At 59.6% G+C, this 20,458-nt stretch carries 14 protein-coding genes; 10 read left to right on the top strand and 4 right to left on the bottom strand.

What is annotated here, in order from left to right; all coding sequences use genetic code 11:
- Nucleotides 1-84: 84 nt before the first annotated feature.
- On the bottom strand, nucleotides 85-2,796 hold the full coding sequence (locus C2U68_RS19670; protein WP_140914177.1) for a cation-translocating P-type ATPase: 2,712 nt from the start codon (nucleotides 2,794-2,796) through the stop codon (nucleotides 85-87).
- Nucleotides 2,797-2,986: 190 nt separating this feature from the next.
- Between C2U68_RS19670 and C2U68_RS19675 the strand changes: the two genes are divergently transcribed.
- The 8 genes from C2U68_RS19675 (at nucleotide 2,987) to C2U68_RS19710 (ending at nucleotide 14,239) form a co-directional block, all read left to right on the top strand.
- Nucleotides 2,987-4,162, top strand: coding sequence for a hypothetical protein (locus C2U68_RS19675; protein ID WP_140914178.1), 1,176 nt, complete (start codon nucleotides 2,987-2,989; stop codon nucleotides 4,160-4,162).
- A gap of 12 nt (nucleotides 4,163-4,174) precedes the next feature.
- Complete coding sequence (locus C2U68_RS19680) at nucleotides 4,175-5,164, top strand: magnesium and cobalt transport protein CorA (RefSeq protein ID WP_186289679.1); 990 nt, start codon at nucleotides 4,175-4,177, stop codon at nucleotides 5,162-5,164.
- 133 nt (nucleotides 5,165-5,297) lie between these two features.
- Nucleotides 5,298-6,800 (top strand): hypothetical protein, encoded by a 1,503-nt coding sequence (locus C2U68_RS19685; protein WP_140914179.1) that lies wholly within the window; start codon nucleotides 5,298-5,300, stop codon nucleotides 6,798-6,800.
- Between the two features lie 389 nt (nucleotides 6,801-7,189).
- Nucleotides 7,190-8,008: a PEP-CTERM sorting domain-containing protein gene (locus C2U68_RS21350; protein ID WP_186289680.1), complete on the top strand. Its 819-nt coding sequence runs from the start codon at nucleotides 7,190-7,192 to the stop codon at nucleotides 8,006-8,008.
- A gap of 200 nt (nucleotides 8,009-8,208) precedes the next feature.
- Complete coding sequence (locus C2U68_RS19695; RefSeq protein ID WP_140914180.1) at nucleotides 8,209-8,955, top strand: hypothetical protein; 747 nt, start codon at nucleotides 8,209-8,211, stop codon at nucleotides 8,953-8,955.
- 102 nt (nucleotides 8,956-9,057) lie between these two features.
- Nucleotides 9,058-10,710: a sulfotransferase gene (locus C2U68_RS19700; RefSeq protein WP_140914181.1), complete on the top strand. Its 1,653-nt coding sequence runs from the start codon at nucleotides 9,058-9,060 to the stop codon at nucleotides 10,708-10,710.
- A 103-nt stretch (nucleotides 10,711-10,813) separates the two neighbouring features.
- Nucleotides 10,814-11,779: a hypothetical protein gene (locus C2U68_RS19705; protein ID WP_140914182.1), complete on the top strand. Its 966-nt coding sequence runs from the start codon at nucleotides 10,814-10,816 to the stop codon at nucleotides 11,777-11,779.
- A gap of 162 nt (nucleotides 11,780-11,941) precedes the next feature.
- Nucleotides 11,942-14,239, top strand: coding sequence for a PKD domain-containing protein (locus tag C2U68_RS19710; RefSeq protein ID WP_140914183.1), 2,298 nt, complete (start codon nucleotides 11,942-11,944; stop codon nucleotides 14,237-14,239).
- Nucleotides 14,240-14,308: 69 nt separating this feature from the next.
- On the opposite strand, the gene C2U68_RS19715 is transcribed toward C2U68_RS19710, so the two are convergent.
- The 3 genes from C2U68_RS19715 to C2U68_RS19725 form a co-directional block, all read right to left on the bottom strand.
- Nucleotides 14,309-14,725 carry a hypothetical protein gene (locus tag C2U68_RS19715; protein ID WP_260839416.1) on the bottom strand — a complete coding sequence of 139 codons (417 nt, stop codon included), beginning with the start codon at nucleotides 14,723-14,725 and terminating at the stop codon, nucleotides 14,309-14,311.
- A 229-nt stretch (nucleotides 14,726-14,954) separates the two neighbouring features.
- The gene (locus tag C2U68_RS19720; RefSeq protein WP_140914184.1) at nucleotides 14,955-15,371 is read right to left on the bottom strand and encodes a DUF6691 family protein; all 417 of its coding nucleotides are present in this window, start codon (nucleotides 15,369-15,371) and stop codon (nucleotides 14,955-14,957) included.
- Between the two features lie 14 nt (nucleotides 15,372-15,385).
- The gene (locus C2U68_RS19725) at nucleotides 15,386-15,802 is read right to left on the bottom strand and encodes a YeeE/YedE family protein (protein WP_140914185.1); all 417 of its coding nucleotides are present in this window, start codon (nucleotides 15,800-15,802) and stop codon (nucleotides 15,386-15,388) included.
- A gap of 167 nt (nucleotides 15,803-15,969) precedes the next feature.
- On the opposite strand from C2U68_RS19725, the gene C2U68_RS19730 reads away from it, so the two are divergent.
- The gene (locus tag C2U68_RS19730) at nucleotides 15,970-17,121 is read left to right on the top strand and encodes a PleD family two-component system response regulator (RefSeq protein WP_140914186.1); all 1,152 of its coding nucleotides are present in this window, start codon (nucleotides 15,970-15,972) and stop codon (nucleotides 17,119-17,121) included.
- Nucleotides 17,122-17,131: 10 nt separating this feature from the next.
- Nucleotides 17,132-20,458, top strand: a 3,327-nt coding sequence (locus C2U68_RS19735) for a PAS domain S-box protein (protein WP_140914187.1), incomplete at its 3' end; no start/stop codon positions are given.

Raw genomic sequence — 20,458 nt, forward strand, 5'->3', positions numbered from 1 at the left:
TTTTCCGGCATCTGAGGTATCAATCACCAGCGAGCCCAGCGACCTGCCCGGCTGACATCGACGGGGCTTACTTCCCGGTATCACTCAGCGTTGGGTGCGTGCATTTTTGCGCAATTTGACCGGCTTAAACCGGACCGGAAACGGCTGGAAGCGCCGCACCAGCCATTTGCGCAATTCTTCCAGGACCAGCAGGCTGACGACGAAGGGCAGCGTGAACAGCCAGACCTCGCCGCCGATCGGTGCGGCGCCGAACAGGGCGTTGCCCCACGGCGTGTAGACGATGGCCAGGATCAGCCCAAGTTCCAACAGGATGCCGGACAGGATCAGTTTATTGTCCAGCAACGCCGTGCCGACCAGGCCGCGCTGGCGCTGCTTGCAGACGAAGACGTTGGCGATCTGCATCATGATGATCGCGCTGAGGCAGGCCGTGGTTGCCTGCAAATACAAGGGCTGGCGGCCGTGCAGGATTTGGCCGTACTCCCAGCCGCCGCGCTCCAGCACGAAAAAGAACGCCGCCATCGCCGCGACGGCTTCCAACACGCCCAGGAAGCCGTAAGCGCGAGCCAATAAGCGCCAGTCGATCAGGGTTTCCTTTTGGGAGCGGGGGGCTTGCTTCATCACATCCGTGTCGGGTTTTTCGACGCCCAGGCCCAGCGCCGGCAGCATGTCGGTGCCCAGATCGACGGCCAAGATCTGGATGATGGTCAGCGGCAGCGGAATCTTGAACAGCACGAAAGCCAGATAGGGCACCACTTCCGGAATGTTCGATGTGAGTATATAGGTCAGAAACTTGCGAATGTTGTCGAATACGGCGCGGCCTTCCTCGATCGCGGCGACGATGCTGGCGAAGTTGTCGTCCAGCAAAATCATGTCGGCCGCTTCTTTGGCGACATCGGTGCCGGCCTTGCCCATGGCGATGCCGATGTCGGCCTTTTTCAGCGCCGGAGCGTCATTGACGCCGTCGCCGGTGACCGCGACGATATGCCGCTTGCGTTGCAGGGCTTCGACGATCTGCATTTTCTGGTCGGCGCCGACCCTGGCAAAAACAATCTCTTCCGCATCCAGCGCGACTTGCAATTGGCTGGGCGTCAGTTTCTTCAATTTGTCGCCGACGATGACCTTGGGATGCTCGCTGCGCACCAGGCCGATTTGACGGGCGATGGCGACCGCGGTGTGCGGGTGGTCGCCGGTCACCATGATGACTTTGATGCCGGCCCGATGGCATTGGCCGATGGCAGCAGCGACTTCCGGCCGCGGCGGGTCTTCCAGACCGACCAGGCCGCTGAATACCAAATCCTGTTCCGGATCGTCGGGTAACGCCTCCGGCAGCGGCCGATAAGCCAGCGCCAGTACCCGCAAACCTTGGTCGGCCATGGTTTGTAGCGCGTCGGTCAATTGTTGGCGGCGGTCGTCGTCGAGAGTCTCTATCTTATTGTCGAACATAATCTGCCGGCATAGCGGCATTACCATTTCCAGTGCGCCCTTGCAGTACAGCATGTTTCCGGACGGGGTACTGTGGATGGTGGACATCCGCTTGCGGTCGGTGTCGAAAGCGACTTCGCCGATCTTCGGATAATCGATGCGCATGCCTTGGGCGTGAGCCATTTCCACCAAGGCGATTTCCATCGGATCGCCCAGCGCCGCGATACCTTCCACCCGTTTCAGGTTGTGGCACAAGGCGGCGCCGGCCAGAAACGCGGCGTGCTGTTGCAGGCTATGTTGGTCCAAGTGTGCGGGGACGCAATGGCGGCCGTCCACAAACAGCTGCTTGACCGCCATCCGGTTCTCGGTCAGAGTCCCGGTTTTATCGGTACAGATCACCGTGGTCGAACCCAGGGTTTCCACCGACGGCAGATTGCGGATCAGGGCGTTGCGCTTGGCCATGCGTTGTGTTGCCATCGCCAGCGATAGCGTCACGGTCGGTAGCAGCCCTTCCGGCACGTTGGCGACGATCAGGCCGATGGCGAAGATGAAGTTTTCCCAGAAGGTCAGGCCGATGGCCTGGCCGATAAAGAAGAACGCCAGGCCCAGCGCCAGCGCCAGCAGGGCGACGAAGCGGCTCAAACGGGCGATTTGCTTTTGCAGCGGCGATTGGCTTTTCACCATGGTTTTCAGGGTGTGGGCGATTTTGCCGAACTCGGTGTGCATGCCGGTGGCGAAGACCACGGCCTTGCCTTCGCCGGCTACCACCGAGGTGCCGGCCAGCAGGATGTTGCGGCTCTGGCCGATGTCTTCAGCGGCGGACGGCAGTGCGTCGCGGCCTTTCGGCAAGGATTCGCCGGTGATGGTGGCGTTGTTGACCCGCAATGCAAACGCTTCCACCAAGCGGCAATCGGCCGGCACGTTATCGCCTTCCTGCAACACCAAGAGGTCGCCGGGCGTCAGTTCGTCGGCGTAAACCAAGCCTAATTCGCCGTCGCGAATCACTTTGACCTGGCGCGGCAGCAGTTTTTGCAAGGCGGAGATGGCCTGTTCGGCCTGATGTCGTTGCCAGAACGAAAAACAGCCGTTGATCGCAATCACGCCCAGAATGGCGTAACCCAAGGTCTGCATGCCCTCGCCGGGTTGCTGCGATTCGGCGAAGAACGCCAGTCCGGCCGCCAGCCACAAGATCAGCGCAAAAAAATGCAGAAACTCCTGGGCAAACTGCAACAGCGCAGAGGTTTTCCGGGTTTCTTCGATGCGGTTGAAGCCGAATTCGCGCAGCCGGCCCTCGATCATGGCATCGTCCAGGCCGTTCAGGCTGGAGCCCAAACTTTCCAGCGCTTCGGCAGCGGTCAAATGGTGGATTTTCATGGTTCGGCACGCTAGCGAAGTGGCGGGTGGCGACAGTGTAAACCCAAATTTCTCCGGCCGCGGCGCAGGCCGGCGGACCCGGAGAGTGCGGCGGCGAAAAAATGCGATTGTGTTTTCGGCGGCTGCGCGTGCAAACTTAGCCGGTTTTTTTCACCCATTTGCCACGATGCCCAATCTGTTTCGTTACCGAATGTCGCTCCCCAGTTTGACTGCGATTCTCGGCCTGGCCGTGCCGCTGGCCTTGTCCGGCTGCTTGTCGCCGCTGGCCCTGGACCGCGCGGTGGTCGAATACGACAAAGCCACGGCCGATACGCTGTCGCGGCAATTGTTGCTGAACATTGCCCGAGCCCACCATCACCAGCCCTTGCATTTCACCGGGGTGTCCAATATCGCCGCGACCTTTAATTTTCAATTGAATGCCGGGGCGACGCCGGCGGCCACCGGCGACAACGGGTCGTTGTTGACGCCGGTGTTCGGCGGCACCGTCTCCGAAAATCCGACCATCAGCATCGTGCCGATCGAAGGCGAGGAATTCACCAAGCGCATGCTGACGCCATTTCCGGAGAGCAAGTTGACGATGCTGTTGCGCCAGGGCGTCGACGTGGATTTGTTGCTGCGTTTGCTGGCCGGCGAACTGCGTCTGGCCGGCGACGGGCAAAACGGCATCTATTCGAATCGGCCGGTGGATGCGGCAGGCTACCGGATGTTCCGCCAGGCGGTGCTGCATTTGTCGTCGATTCAGGACCGGCACCAACTGTTTGCCGAACCGCTGATGTTCGAGCGCGAGTGGCTGTTGCCGGCCGGCAGCGTGGCGGCGGAACATCTGGCCGAGCTGGAAAAAGACTACGCCGTCGAATTTCTGCCGCAATCGGGACAAGTGCGGCTGAAGAAACGGGTGGTGGGGCGAATCGTGCTGACCAATTACGATCCGGCGCTACTGAGCAACGACGAGCGGCGGCGGCTGCACGAAGAGGCCGGGAAGGGCGCCGATAACGATGTCGGCGTCGATATCCGCGCCGGCTATCCGGGCGGCGAATGGCCGCTGCACGGCGTGTTCCGCTTGCGCAGCTTTCATAATGTGTTGAACTTCATCGGCGAAGGCCTCGGCGACGAGCCGGAGTTTGCGGTGGACAAACACCCGGCGACGCCGGCGGTGCGCGAAAATCCGGTGCAGACCCTGGCCTTGCAAGTCGGCGCCGACGACGGCGACCTCAGCGTCGAATTCGGCGGGCAGAATTACGCATTGCAACCCGAAACCGGCTACCAGTGGAACCGCGAGGGTTTCCGCTTGCTGTGCCAGATCTTTCAGATGACGGTCGCCAATTTGAACCAGCAAGGCGCCCCGACCATCACCATTGCCAAATAAGCGGAGAAGCTCTTGAACCAGGCTATCGATAATTCCAAGGTCATGCGTTGCGTGGCCTACCAGAAAGGCATCGGTATCGGCGACATTACCATTGAGGACATCAGCGAAGTGCTGCTGAAGGAGGATACCTTTGTCTGGTTAGGGCTGCGCGAGGCCGACAGCGGCATTTTGCGGGCGATCCAAATCGAGTTCGGCTTGCACGATCTGGCGATCGAGGATGCCTGTTCCGCGCATCAGCGGCCGAAAATCGAGGAATACGGCGATTCGCTGTTCATCGTATTGCAGACCGCGCAGTTGGTCGACGACAGCGTCGCCTTCGGTGAGACCCATTTGTTCGTCGGGCCGCGCTTTTTGGTTACGGTGCGTCACGGCGCCTCGCACAGTCTGGCCCGGGTGCGGGAACGCTGTCAGGCCATGCCGCAATTGCTGGCCAAAGGTTCCGGGTTTGCGTTGTATTCGGTGATGGATTTCATCGTCGACAACTACATGCCGGTGATCAACGGCTTGCAGGAACGCTTCGATGTACTGGAATCGGCCATCTTCCAGAACCGGCCTAGCCGGCAGACCATGGAAGGCTTGTACGAATTGAAGCGCGAGTTGCTGCTGCTGGAAGGCGCGATCAATCCGGTGATCGACATTTGCAACGAACTGATGCGGTTTCACGGCGGCATGATCCACAAAGACGTGCGCTTTTATTTTCGCGATGTCGCCGACCATATCAAGCGCGTGGATCGAGCGATTCAGGGCATGCGCGAAATGCTGCTGGCGGCGATGCAGGTGCATCTGACCTTCGAAACGGTGCGCCAAAACGAAGTGGTCAAGCGTCTGGCCGGCTGGGGCGCGATTCTGGCGATTCCGACCATGGTGTTCAGTTGGTACGGCATGAATTTCCGCCACATGCCGGAACTGGATTGGGCCTTCAGTTATCCGCTGGTACTGGCCGGCGTGGCGGCGGGCAGCCTGGGTTTGTACTGGCGCCTCAAGCGCTCCGGCTGGTTGTAGCCCACGGCTGGCGTCTCCACGTTTCTCGACTATAGTAGCCTGACCGGCAAGCGGATGCGGTTGGTGCGTTAGAGTCGCCGAACCGAAGCAAGCGCCGCCCGCCGGTTGCGGTCACTTGGAACGGGAGTTAGCGATGCGTGCGACGAAACGGCTGGGTTTGGGGCTGGCGAGCCTGTGGTGCGGATTGGCGCAAGCCGATTACCGGGACGATATCGGCTATCGGCAATTGCAGCAGTTGCTGGGAAGTGCCGTGCCGACCGGGGCCGGCGTCAATGTCGTTCTGGCCGAAGCCTCCACGGTTCCACAGTCCGACAAGCTGCGCTATCCGGTGTTTGCCCCCAACACCGGGCAAACCCGGTTTGCCGGTAAAACCTTCAGTTATCCGGGGCCGCTGGCCAGTACTGGCATCTCCGATCATGCCACCGGCGTTGCCGCCATGTTTTTCGGTAACGATTCCATCGCCCCCGGCATCGCCAACATTGCCGTGTACAACGCCGACGACTGGCTGCACGGCTTGGTCGCCGCTAGCGCCGAAGCCCCGCTTGCCGGGGCCCGGATCGCCAACCATAGCTGGATCGGCAGGGCCGACAGCGAAACCGACATCGGCGCCTACCTGCGTTTGGCGGACCGCATCGTCCAGCGTTACGAATTCATTCAGGTGGTCGGCATGGACAATGGGCCGAGCGACTCGCCGTTACTCGGCAGCGCTTACAACACGATTGCGGTCGGCCGCAGCGACGGCGGCCACGACCGGGGTTCGGACCGGGTCGACAGCGTCTACGGCGGCGGCCGCACCCGGCCGGATTTGGTCGCGCCGCGCTCCACCACCAGCGGCGCGACGCCTATGGTCGCTGCGGCCGCGGCCTTGCTGGTCGAAACCGGTCATAGCGGTGCCGGCAATTTGTCCAACGCGGCACAAATGATTGCCGGCATCGGCCAGGTTTATAACGCCGAACGCGCCGAGACGGTCAAGGCGGCGCTGATGGCCGGGGCCGAACGGACCACCGATAATACCTCGACCGCCGCCAATCTTGCCGATTACCGCAGCGCCGGCCACCAGACCGCCAACGGCTTGGACGACCGCTTCGGTGCCGGCCAGCTCAATGTGTTCAATAGTTACCGGATCATCGCCGGCGGCGAGCAGGACAGCATCGAGGACGGCGGCAATGCCGAGCTGCGGCCGGCCGGGTTCGATGTCGACGACGCATTCGGCGGACTGAACTCGAATAGGAGCGCCAGTTACAAAATTACCGCGCTAAAGGATCTGCAATTGTCGGCGGCTTTGGTCTGGAATATCGGCGTCGCCGACGACAGCAGCTTGGCCACGGTCTTGTACGATCTGGATCTGGAGTTGTTCGACACCACGCTGCAGCGTACGGTCGGTTTATCCGATAGCCGCGTCGACAACAGCGAACACCTGTGGCTGGCTTTGCGCGGCGGTCACGCTTACGAGCTGCGGGTGGTTGCGGCCACGGCCGGCGATTTCGTCTGGGATTATGCGTTGGCCTGGCGGATGGAGCCGCTGGCCGCGGCGCCGGTGCCGCTGCCGGCTTCGGCGTTTCTGTTCTCCGGCGCATTGTTTGGATTTGCGCTATCGCGCCGCAGGGTTCGCTTGAACGGCGTCAGCCGGGTTTAGATCGCAGGTCGCCGCCAACCGGCGGCGACGCACATCGGTCTGGCGGAAGCGAAGCCGTTCCGGCCTTGGCCGAGTCGGTGTCTGGCAGGAATACGCAAACTGCGGCAAATGCCATAGTGCATCAGTCATATCACCCAGCAGTTGCGCGGTTTTTGTCGAGTCAGTTCGAATGTAGCCATCCGTAAATTCTCATGTTTTTATTTTGGTATGTGATTTGCATCACGCTTATCGGCTCGTTGTTGAGCCGGTGACGGCAGGGTACGGCTTAGGCCGATGCAGGGATGCCGGTACCGCCTGTCCGTGCCGAACAAATTGGAAGATGCAAACTGTGGTATCGCGAAACCGGGGAATTCGCGTGCCGCCGACTAAAAAACATACGAGGAATTTAAATGAAATTCGCAAAAAAATCCGTTGCCAAACTACTGACCGGCGCGGCTTTGGCGTTAACCGCCAGCCATGCCAGCGCGTTCAGCTTGACCGCGATGACTGCCAACGGCCAAGTTGCCACCGTGACGCCCGGATCTTCTTACAGCCATAACGATACCGTGGCGGCTAAAGCCTGGGCCGACGGCGGCGGTCCGGCCGGTTCCGGTTGGGGTCATACCTCCGACTGGTACCAATTCCAGGTTACGAGTGCCACCGACGTCAAAATCGTGGTCAGCGCCAATAACGCCAATGCCTTGTTGCACCCCGGCTTTTCGATTTGGTCCGTCAACGGCCCGGTCGACCATTCCAGCGGCGCTCACCGTTACAGCCAGGTCAGCGGCCCGGAAGCGAGCGGCGGCGCCCATAAAAACCAATGGATGAACGGTTTGGGCGCAGGCACGCCGCCGGCTACCTCGACTCACGTCACCGGTTTCGTCGGTTATTCGAACGGTAACAGCAATCCGGCCGACAGCAGCTTCACCAACGGCGCCGGCTATGCGGTCGGTAGCGGCAGCGCCGGTGCCAGCCGCGGTACCACAGGCGGTTTGGACTGGGCGGCCTTGGATCTGGCGAATTTGGCGCCGGGCTACTACATCATGGCCGTCGGCGGCAGTTGCTATACCCAGACCAATTGCGGTACCGCCAACGGTTCCGGCGGCTGGCTGGCGGGGTCTTATAACGTGCAGATCAATGCCGTTCCGGTCCCAGGCGCAGTTTGGCTATTCGGCAGCGCGCTGTTCGGCATGTTGGGCCTGAAACGACGCCAAGCGCTATCGGCGTAATTCCGTCGTCAATCGACGTTAACGGTCAGACCGCTCAAGGACGCTCGACTACGGACCAGGACGGTCCGGCCCCGGCAGGGACGCCGGGGTTGGCGGCCGGGCCGCACATCCCGGCCGATTTTGTTTGTCCGGCCTAAGCCTGAACTCCGGTATCGCCGGTGCCGATTCGGGCGCAACTTAAAGGCCATTCGGAGACTGAAATGATGAAATATACTTTGTCCGCCACCTTGGCGGCGGTTTTGTCGGCGGCCGCGCCGGCGCAAGCCAATACCCTGGTGGTCGACGGCACCCTGTTCCGCCAAGCGGGCGGCACCACGTTCGACGTTTGGAACATCGCTATCCAAACCGCAGGCAGTTTTAGCGTCAATCTGGCGGCCTACGAGGCCTCACAGAGCAATGTCGCGACCGCCGGCTACGCGACGGCCGATTTGAACGGCGACGGCGAACTGACCTGGTTGGACCCGGACACCCACTGGTATCTGGACGACGGTTCTGCGGGCTTGAGCGCAGCCAACCACTTGGCCCGTTGCGACGACATCGCCAATAACTGTGCGACGGTCAGCAACAGTACCATCAGTTTGACATCCCGCAGCCAAGAGCAAGGCGCGGCCGACGGTTCCATCCATTTTCGCCGCGATCCGGCCTTCGACATTGCTTTGGCTGCCGGCGCGTATCGTTTCGTAATCGCCGACTATCGGCTGACCGATGCCGAAGCCGCCGCAGGCATCAACAGCGGCGACAGCTTCTCGGCACCCGGCGGTTACGCCAACCCGATTTTGGACTACGCCGATTACCGGATTACCTTCAGTTCCGATACGCTGAATTTCGCCCGCAACGGCAACAGCATTACCGTATCGCAAGTACCGCTGCCGGGCGCGGTCTGGTTGTTCGGCAGCGTCGTCACCGGTTGGAGTCTGCGCGCACGGCGTAAAGCCTCGACCGTCTGACCCGGCCGGGCTTGGACCTAGCGGACGGGAGTGCCGGCTGCGGTGCTCCCGTTTTCGCGTTTTCCCGTTATGATGCGGGCTGTTTAACCCTAACACCCATCCATGAATTCGAAGCCTTCGACCAAACCGGGCCGTAACGAAGCCTGCCCGTGCGGCAGCGGCCGCAAGTATAAACACTGCTGCGCGCAGCCGACGGCGGCCCCGGCAGGCGAAACCGGCTTGCAGCAATTGCTGGAAACCGCACGCTATCATGCCTACCAACGCCGCGATTTCGCGGCGGCGGAGCAATGCTATCGCCAGGTGCTTGAGCTCAAGCCCAATCATGCCGAGGCCTTGGCCGGCGTCGGCCAGGGCTTGTGCTGGCGCCACCGTTTGGCCGAAGGCAAACGTTATCTGGCTCGGGCGGCGAAAGCCTTGCTGCGGCAGGCCGATAAAACCGACGGCCGGGTATTGCTGGGATTTGCCGAACAAATGCAAATTTGGGGCGATATGGACTTGGCGCTGCAACTGGCGCGGGCGGCCGCCAAAGCCATGCCGGACAATGCTTCGGCCCATTACGGGGTGGCGGTTTGCCTGCAGCGCTTGCATCAGACCGACGCGGCGATCGCTGCGCTGGAGAAGGTATTGAAACTGGTGCCGCACGATGCCGGTTCTCATATCCTGCTGGCGATATTGGAGTTCGACAACAAACACTACGATGCGGCCCGGCAGCGGCTGGAGCGGGTGGTCGCCGCCGAAACCGATACCCGGCAATTGGCCCGTGCCTGCCTGGAACTGTCCAAGGTCTACGATAAGCAGAAACGCTATGCCGAGGCGTTCGCGATGTTTGCCAAGGCTGGCGCGTTGCAGCGGCAATTGCCGGAGAATCAAGCGCTCGATGCCGCTTACATTTTTAAAAAGATTGCCTTGTTCAAACAGGGCTATAGCGACGCCTTGCTGAAACGCTGGACCTCGGAACAACTGGCCGACGGCTTGCCGGCTCCGGTGTTTCTGATCGGTTTCCTGCGTTCCGGCACGACCTTGACCGAACAGGTGCTTGCCGCCCATCCGCAGGTATTGACCTCCGACGAAAACCATCTGCTTGAGGAACTGTCCGCCCAACTGGCGGCCATGGCCGGCATCGGCGACGACACGCCGGCGGCGTTGGCCCGGATCGGGATCGAGCAAGCCAGGCAACTGCGCACCTATTACTGGCAGCGGGTGGCGGAGGAGTTCGGGCCGGAGGCCTTGCGCAAACGCTTCGTCAACAAGGTGGCGTTGAACAGTATCGAAACCGGCTTGATCAGTTGCCTGTTTCCGGACGCCAAGATTCTGTTTGCGTTGCGCGACCCGCGCGATGTTTGCCTGAGTTGCGCGATGCAATCCTTCGCCGCGTCGCCGGCCACGGTCAATCTGTTGTCGTGGCAAGGCGTGGCCGAACAGTATGCGGCGGTGATGGATTTATGGCTGAGCCTGCGCGACCGGATCGCGCCGGCCTGGCTGGAGCTGCGCTACGAAGACGTGGTCAACGATTTCGAAGCCAGTTTCCGCGGCGTATTCGAACTGCTCGGCGTCGACTGGCGGCCCGAAGTCGAGCGTTTTCACGAGCGCACGGCCGGTCGCTACGTGGCGACGCCCAGCTTCGCCGCGGTGTCGCAACCTTTGTACAACTCGGCACTGGCACGCTGGCGGCCATACCGACAAAACTTCGCCGAGCTGATGCCGCAATTGGCACGGTTTGTCGCTGCATTCGGCTACGACGAGGCGGACCTTTGACGGCCGGCTAAAGCATAAGGGCCGCAGAGTCGGAGCGGTATATTGTCGCCAGGCGTTTGCCGCCGATTTGGTTCGGATTTCGGAACAGTTGCTAAAATGAAGCATGACCGTTCCGCAACCGATGACGCCTGCCGATTTGAAACCGATTCTGACCGTATCCAGCCTGTTGTTGTTGGCCATAGCCGTATTGTCGCTGTTTGCCGGCGAAAGCTGGTTGGCGTTGCTGGATAGCGCGCATTGGACGGTCAGTGCCGGTACGGCCTGGGTTATCGCCTGGCAGGGGACGCTACATGGGGACGCCGGACAGTATTGGTATCGCCGCTGGTTTTGTTACGGTACCGGCCTGTATTTTGTCGGCCAATGCTGTTGGAATCTGCAAGAACTGTTTTACTGGAATCCGTTTCCGGCGCCATCGGATGTGTTTTATCTGCTGATGGGGCCGTGTTTCACCTGCGGCCTGCTAAAAGCGCTGCGCCGTCGTGTTTCTTCAGCCCGGTTACGGGCCGTCAAGCTCGATACCCTGGCGATGACTATCGCGCTGTTGGGTTTCATTTTGGCCTTGTATCTGCCGAACGCCGCAGACGCCAGCGCTTTGGAGTTGGCCGTGTTGGTTGCGTATCCGCTCAGTTTGCTTACTGCGGCCAGTGTGGCGTCGCTGGCGTTGCCGTTTTTGGCGCTGGAGCTGACGTGGGCCAGTGGTCTGCTACCGGCTGCCTTGTTGGCGGAAGGCTGCGTTTGGATGCAATGGAATCTGCAAGCGCTAACCGGGACCAACCAGGGCGCGTCGATATTGAATTGGGGATTCTCGATAGCCGGATTGCTGGTCGGTGTCGGTGCTTATCTCTGGCAGGCCGAGCGCCGGCGTACCGCCCCTGTCAGGACGTACCGTGCCGTTTTGCGCGCCATCCCTGTCGCGGCATTGCTGGTGAGCGTGGCGACGCTAGTGCTGATTTGGTTGAGCGCGCAGCCGCAAACGGCGGAGATGCTTATTGCGGCCGGGGCCGGCGGTTCGGTATTGCTGCTGTCGGCGTTGCGCCACAGCTTGCTGTCGAAAGAAAACGGCAAGTAAACCCAGTCGGAGCGGGCAAGGGCTCGGGGGCTGAAAATTGAGTTAAGCAGCCTCCGCTGTTTGGTTGGCGAGGGGATGCAATTTTAATCTTCCTCCCAACGCTAAAGCTCCGTTGACAGGACTATACTGTTCTGGCGTATTTATTGACCTCGGGAGCGGCGTATGAACAAGCAAATATTCCTCACTTCGTTGGCGTTGACGGTTTTGGCGGCAGGATGCGCGACGGAACCCGAAAAAAATGTCTCCAGTACGGACGATTTAACCAGAACCATGCCTAGTCCGGGGGCGGGCATGGTCAGCGAGCCTTTGTATTTCTCGTCCAAGGAAGACGCGGAAAAAGCCTTGGTCGGGTACAACTATGCTTTGAAGACTTTATCGGACGGTCGGGTGCAGGCTTTTGTCTCTGGTTTGATCGATTCCGGTGACGACAATCCGATCGCGTTGGCCCAGGCCGCCATAACAGCCACGTCAACGCCGGATGGGACTGCAGATGGTGGAGAAAGTCCGTTTATACAAATCAGCCTTTCCGAAAAGAAAAACGGCAAAGCGGCGATCGAAGCGCTGGGCGACAAACTTGAAGCGGTCGCCCGAACCTACGATATGTCCGCCGAACGCCTGGCCGAAATTTTAGCCACCGACTCGACTGCCTGGATCGACGAGAGCGGCCGCTTGCTCTACATCGATTCGTTACCGCAAGGTGACACCGGCGGCCAGGAGGCCACCACTACCGCGCCGGCCCAAGCTGGAAGCGGCGGCATGAGCGTCGCTTCCAGCACCGATGCCTTTGCCTTGCACAGCAAGCCTGGCGCCAACCGTCTGATTTATCTGGATTTCAACGGCCATGTGGCTACGGCTACGGCATGGAATTCCGGGACTTTGACGGCCCCGGCTTACGACATCGACGGCAATCCGGCGGCTTTTAGCGCCACCGAATTGAGCAATATCGAACAAATCTGGCAACGGGTTGCCGAAGACTACGCGCCGTTCGATGTCGATGTGACCACGGAAGAGCCGAGTGCAGATAAATTGTTCCGGACCGCGGCCGACGACGGCCAGTACGGCACGCGGGCCGTGATCACCCGGTCGATGCCGCAACTGTGCAATCAGGCTTGCGGCGGCGTGGCTTACGTCAACGTCTACTCCTACTATTCGGCCAGCAAGCCGGACCGTTACCAGCCGGCTTGGGTGTTTCTGGACAAATTGGGCAACGGCTTTCCGAAATACGTCGCTGAAGCGGTATCGCACGAAGTCGGGCACAATTTGAATCTGACCCATGACGGCAATGCCTCGACCACTTACTACTCCGGCCACGGCAGCGGCGTCACCGGATGGGCGCCGATCATGGGGGTCGGCTATTACAAATCGCTCACGCAATGGAGCAAAGGCGAATACCCCGGCGCCAACAACCTGCAGGACGATATTACGGTGATTCACGCTGCCGGTACCCCGCTCAGAGTCGACGACTATGCCAACAATTCGGCTGGCGCCGGACCTATCGCCGGCGACTCCAGTGCCGTAGACCAAAGCGGCATCATCGAACGCAGCAGCGACGTCGACGTGTTTGCCTTTAATACCGGCGGCGGCGGGGTGCAATTCAATGCCAGCCCGGACCCGGTGTCGCAAAATTTGGATATTCAATTGAAGCTGTTGGACGCCAAAGGCGGAACCGTTATCGAAGCCAGTCCGGCCGACAGTTTGTCGGCTAGTGTCGCTGCGGTGCTGAACCCCGGGCAATATTATCTGCAAATCGAAGGCGTCGGCTTCGGCGACTTGACCACCGGATACAGCGATTACGGCAGCCTGGGACGCTACCAGATCAGCGGCAGCTACCCTAAAGCTGTCGAAGCGCAGGCGCCGACGGCAATCGTCAGCGCGTTGCCGAACCAAGGCTATGCGCCGTTGAGTGTCGAATTGAACGGATCCGGTTCCAGCGACCGCGACGGTAGCATCACCGGTTACGAATGGAATTTCGGCGACGGCAGCGGGGTGAGCCGCTCAGCCACGGTTACCCATAGCTACAACACGCCGGGAACCTATACTGCAACCTTGACGGTGACCGACAACAGCGGTTTGAAAAACAGCGCCAGCGTCAGTCTGCAAGCCCAGCAAAGTCCGGTAACGAACAGTATGAAAGTGGCATCTACCCGGGTTCTGCGCCGGACTCTTCCCGGCGGCAAGGCGCAGTGTGTGGCGAACGTAACGTTGAAGTACTTGAACTCGACGGTTTCCGGTGCGGCGATTTACGGCGTTTGGAGCGGCGGTTTGACTGCCGGTACCAGCAAAACCTTGCTCGCCACCTCAGCGATCGGTTTTACCGGCAGCACCGGCCAAGCCACCATCACAAGTCCGACGTTTGCCAGTTCGGCCAAAGGCAGCTGCGCTTTTAGCGTCAACAGTGCGTTTAAAACCGGCTATCTGTACGATGGCGGCGGCTCCGTCACCGGAAGTTTTTCCTGGTAGGGGACGGTTTTCGATGGGGGCGGAAGCGTCCCCATCGCCGCCGCAAATTGCCGGATCGCCAGCGGCGATTCAGTTAATGGCGTAGCGGGGTTTCTCGGCCAGCGCCTCGCTCAAAGCCAGATGCTCCGCCGCATCGAACAAGATTTGCTGTTCGCGGAAAAATTCGGCACCGGCGTCGATCGCGTCCTGCATCACGGCGATGACGTAGCGTTCCGCGTGCGCCGAGCCTATCATGTTGTCCGGCACCGCCGCTTCGAGTTGCAAGCTCTGCCCGGTCTGGTCGAAGCCGCGGATGCGCAATCCGGCGAACGCGGCGCGCTCCTGGCTGCCGGGTAGCATAAATACGATATCGAGGGCCGGTGAACGTTTTTGCACCGGCAATTGCCGGTAGCCGGCCAAAGCGATTGCAATCTTGGTGATGGCTTGGCTGATGGTGCTGTCTTCCAACGCCCGGTCCGGCGTCATCGAAGCGATAAATAGACTCATCGTAATTCTCCTGGGCAAGTGTTTGCTTAACATGCAGCAAAATCGGTTCCAGAATTTGCGGTCCGCTGCCAGCGTCCGGAAATAACCGCCGAAGGCCCGCTAGTCGCGGTCTCAGCCGAGGCCGTACCGGTTAGCCGGCGCCGATCCGGCGCCGGATCGGCGTGGATTGTTGTGGTAAAGCGGACAAAATACGGCGACACTGGATGGCAAAGCTGCAAGCCGCTTCCGGTCAATTGCTGCGGTGAAAGCGTTTGAACAGGTAGAAGCCGGCAAACATGGCTGCAACAAAGACATAGTTTCCGGCCAGCCCTGCGGTGAGACCGACCAATGCCGGTCCCGGACAAAAGCCGGAGATGCCCCAGCCCACGCCGAATATCGCTGCGCCGCAGACCAAGCGCGTGTCGATCGCTGCCGGCGTCGCACCGGTGTCTTGTTCGTGGTCGGCGGCTTCGGTATTGCGGTGCAGCCAATGCCGGGCTCCGCCCAAGGTCGCCAGCGCGCTGGCCATGACCAGCGCCAAACTTGGGTCCCAGGCTCCGGCCACATCCAGAAAGGCCAAAACGTTGGCCGGATTACTCATGCCGGCAACCACCAGACCGATACCGAACAGCAGGCCGTAGCCGAAGAGTATCACTCCGTGTTTCATGACGTTTTCCTCTCTCAAAGCCAATGGCGGGTCAGGAAGACCGTGATGCCGGCGCTAAACATAAAAATCAGCGTAGCCACGATAGAACGGGGCGACAGGCGGGCGATACCGCACACGCCGTGCCCGCTGGTACAGCCGCCGCCGAGGCGGGAACCGTAACCGACCAATAGTCCGGCCAGCGCCAGAAGCGTAGGCGACGCCTGCAATTCCGTGACCGGGTCGGCGCCGGCCAATTTCGCGAGCGGCGCGCTGGCGACCAGACCGGCCAGAAACCAGATGCGCCAGACGTTGCCCTTCGGCCAAGGCGGCAACAGACCGGCAGCGATACCGGAAATACCGGCGGTATGTTTGTGGGTAAACAACAGTAAGGCCGCGGAGGCGCCGATTAAAACGCCGCCGAGAACGGCGGCGAGCGCAGATGAGTAATCCATGAATTCAGCATATAAGGAAAAGCCGCTATTGAAACAGAAAAGCCCGGAACTGGCGAGAACGGACCATTCGCCTGGTTTTCTAACCTTTCCGGCTGGTGAGTTTGGCGAAATTAACTAAGCTTGTAGACGGTATTCGCCCCGATTTTGCGCGACACCGAGGAAATAAGATGTCCGATAAACCCTTCTGTATTTTTGTTGTGGATGACGACGCCTTGTTGCGGCTGGTGATTGTCGACCAGTTGCAAGGCCAAAATTATCAGATTCACGAGTTTGCCAATGGTGCCGATTGCTTGGCTGCATTGGATCTGCAGCCGAATCTGATTCTGCTGGACATTGAGATGCCGGGCCAAAGCGGGATCGATGTTTGCCGACAGATTCGCGCCGACGGTAACGACGAGGTGCAAGTCATGTTCGTCTCGGCGCACGATGACCTGGAAATTCTGTTAACCGCCTTCGATGCCGGCGGCAACGACTTCATTCCGAAAAATGCCAAGAAGGAAGTATTGCTGCGCAAGGTCGAATTGGCGATCGAGACCGAACAGCAAAAACGCAATCTACGCACTCAGCTCGATTACGCCCAGCAAACGGCATTCACGGCCATGTCCAGTTTGGGCGAGACCGGAGCGATCCTGCATTTTCTGCGCACTTCGTTTCAATGCCGGACCCCGGCGCAACTGGGGGCATTGATCATCGAGACGCTGCCGCAATACGGTGCCAGCGGTCTGGTGAAACTGGACGATAGCTGCGGCGAACACGTTTTCGGGCCGGAGCCGGTATGTTCGGCGTTGGAGCGCTCGATTCTAAGCTATGTGAGCAAACTTGGCCGTATCTATCAGGCCGGAGACCGACTGGTATTGAATTTTCCGAACGTGACCTTGTTGGTGATGGGCCTGGATGTGACCGATCCGGACGCGATAGGCCGCTTGCGCGATCACCTGGCGATTCTGGTGGAGGGCGCCAGCGCCCGGATGGAGGCGATGGTCGGCGAGCAGCAGCGCCAATTGCAGGCCAAAGCCAGACTGGAAGGTATTCGCGAATTGAATGCATTGTTGAGCGAAATCGAACAAAACCAACAGGTCAACCATCAGCAACTGGTCAATCTGTCCGAACAACACCGCAGCAACATGGAGAACGCGTTCGTCCATTTGGGGCTGACCGATAGCCAGGAGTATTTGTTGCACGGCTATGTCGAAGAGTTAACGACTCAGCTGGACCGCTTGTTCGATAAGGACCACCAGCTGGCATTGCGCTTGAATCAGATCCTGGAAAAACAGAACGCTTTGCTGGCCGGCAACGCCGAAGTAAGCGAGCAAGCGTGAGCCGGAACCCGTGAAGACCGGGCAGAACCCCATAAAAGTCTTGTTTTTGCCGGCCGAAGCGGTGATGAACCGCTTGAGCTTTAGCAAAAAGTTCAGCGTGATCGGGCTGTTGTCGCTGTTGGCGGTACTGGCGGTATTTTTTAACCTTTATCAAAATCTGAATCGCTCGCTGTCCTATGCGCAGCGGGAAGTGACCGGATTAAGCCAGATTGCCCACGTTACCCGGGCGTTTCAATTGGTTCAGCAGCATCGCGGCCTGTCGGCGGGCTTAATCGGCGGAGCTGAAAGTTTGCGGGCACGGCGCGACTTGGTCGAAGCCAGGACAACTGCGGCACTTGCCGAGCTGGTGGCCGCTAGCGATGCCGGTTCTGCGGGCGTCGCGATAGCCGAGGGCCTGCAGACGGATTGGGCGCTGTTGTTGCAACAGGGCGGGACCGAAATCAGTCAGCAGCGCAGCTATGAATTGCATAGTAACTTGATTGCCGGCCTGCTGGAGCTCGCAGCACTGGTCAGCGAGGAAAGCCGCTTGGTCAACGAGTCCAGTCTGGCTACCCACCACTTGATTTTGCTGGTTGTCGAGCAACTGCCAAAGGCCTTGGAAAACATTGGCCGGGTCAGGGCGATGGGGGTCGGCATCCTGGCCGCCAAGCAGATCGATGCCGCGCAAAAGCAGGAACTGGCGGTACTGAAAAGCCGGATATTGGACGACGTCAAAACGCTGGAGCACGCCGCGAAAGACATCCAGCGTTACAACCCGGCGCAACTGCCGCTGATGGCCGCGATGTTGGATCGTATCCGCGATGCGGTTACTCTGATCGCCGGGCATTTGATCGACGATATGCTGCAGCAGCGGTTTACCGTCGATCCGGATCAGTTTTTTTCTACCGCGACCATCACGATAGACAGCGTTTTCGAGCAAATATACGACAGTTTTTTGCCCGAGACGGAGCGGGCTATCCAACGCCGGATAGCCGAAATGCACACCTCATTGGCGTTGAGTGTTGGTGTGCCGGGTTTTTTGCTGGTGTTGATCGCTTATTTTTCGATAGGCGCCCATTTGTCGATCAGTGCCAGCATCGCCGGTTTGGCGAAGGCAGCCAAGGCGTTCGCCGAAGGCGATTTGCAGCAACGGCTGGCACAGGATTCCGACGACGAAATCGGCCGGGTGGCCGGGCATTTCAATCGAATGGCAGACGGCTTCGCCGCGTTAATGGCGGAGCGAAAACGAGACGAGGTCCGTTTGCGCAGCATCGTCAATACCGCTTTGGACGCGGTTGTGCAAATGAATCGCCATGGCGAAATCACAGGCTGGAACCCGCAAGCCGAGGTCATCTTCGGCTGGCAAGCAGAGGAAGTCTTGGGCCGACCATTACACGATGTGATTCTTCCGGAACGGTATCGCAGCGCTCACTTGCAGGGCTTGAAAACATTTCTCAGTAGCGGCAAAGGCAGCGCGGTCAACCGCCGCATAGAAGTTGCCGCATTGCGCCGCAGCGGCGGCGAGTTTCCGGTGGAATTGGCTATCACGCCAATCGAATTGGCCGATGCCGTCGAATTCAACGCCTTTATTCGCGATATTTCGTTCGAAAGGCAAGCCGCTGCCATTCTGCGGAATAGCGAGCAACGTTTTCGGGCCTTATTCGAATTTTCGTTGGACGCGATCATGACCTTGAGCCAGGCCCGCGGCTTTTTATCGGCCAACCCGGCCGCGGTCAGCTTGTTCGGCTGCCGCGATCTGGCGCATCTGTTGAGTCTGTCCCCGGTGTTGCTATCGCCGGAATATCAGCCGGACGGCCGTTGTTCCGCAGAGTTGGCCGCACTGTACATCGAACGGACATTGATGGAGGGCGCTCAACACTTCGAGTGGCAACATAAGCGAGCGGACGGCGAGCTGTTCTTTGCCGAAGTGCAACTGAACCGCATCGTCATCGGCGACGAAGAGCTGGTGCAGGCAACCGTGCACGACATCAGCGAGCGCAAACGGGCCAAGCAGGAGCTGGTGGCGAGCGAGGCCCGCAACCGGGCGATTTTGCGTACCATGGCCGACGGTGTGGTATTGATCGATCAGGTTGGGACTATCCTGTTGGTTAACGATGCGGTTTGTAACTTGTTCGGCTACGACGAAAACCAGTTAATAGACCACAATGTCAGCCTGCTGATGCCGGAACCCCATCGTTCCAGCCACGATGGCTATCTAGCCAGATATATGACGAGCCGCAGTCGCGCGATCATGAACCGCTGTGTGGAATTCGAAGGACTCAGATCGGACGGCAGCACCTTTCCGCTGGAATTGACGGTCAGCGAGTTGATCGACGATTACGAGAACATCTTTATCGGGGTGATCCGGGATATCAGCAACCACAAGGCTACCCAAGCCGCGCAAGAGCAGGCTCGCTTGCAAGCCGAGCGTCTGTCGCAAGTCAAAAGTGATTTTCTGGCCAACATGAGCCACGAAATTCGGACGCCGCTGAATGCGATTCTGGGCTTGGCCAAAATGAATTTACGTAAGGCCGGGGCGGAAAATGCCAACATGGCCAAAATTTACGAAGCCGGCCAACACCTGTTGAATCTGGTGAACGATATCCTGGATTTTTCCAAAATCGAGTCGGGCAAAATGCAGTTGGACCCGCATCCGTTCAAACTGGCCGACCTGATTGGTGAAGTCCGCGAGTTACTGGAATTACGGGTGCGGGAAAAGCAGTTGACGTTGGTGGTGCAGTTCGACGGCGAAATGCCGGAATGGGTGCTCGGCGACGGTTTGCGTTTGCGGCAGATACTGCTGAACTTATTGGCTAACGCTGTCAAATTCACCGATAGCGGCTACGTGGCGGTCAAAATCAGCCGTCGCGACAACAACGTGCGCTTCTCGGTGATGGATAGCGGGATTGGGATGACCGCGGAACAGTTGCAGCGCCTGTTCAATGCATTCGAACAGGCCGACAATTCGACTACGCGCAAATTCGGCGGCAGCGGTTTGGGGTTGGCGATCAGCCGGGATCTGGCGCGATTAATGGGCGGCGACATCGAGGCGCAAAGCACGTACGGCGTCGGCAGCACCTTCGTGTTGACTGTCCCGCTGCCGGCCGCAGCAGCGGAAATCGGGGATAGCGGTGCGCTGACTGCCAGCGGTGCAAGATTGCAAGGTCTGCGCATACTCGCCGCGGAAGACGTCGAGTTGAACCGGCTGGTACTGGCCGACATTCTGCACACGGAAGGCGCCGAGGTGGTGTTCGCGGAGAACGGCCAGCAGGCGCTGGATTTGATTCAGCGCTCCGGCCCTCAGGCGTTCGATCTGGTTTTGATGGATATTCAAATGCCGGTCATGGACGGTTACCAG

Origin of the sequence: Methylomonas koyamae (assembly GCF_006483455.1) — a bacterium.
Classification (GTDB): domain Bacteria; phylum Pseudomonadota; class Gammaproteobacteria; order Methylococcales; family Methylomonadaceae; genus Methylomonas; species Methylomonas koyamae_B.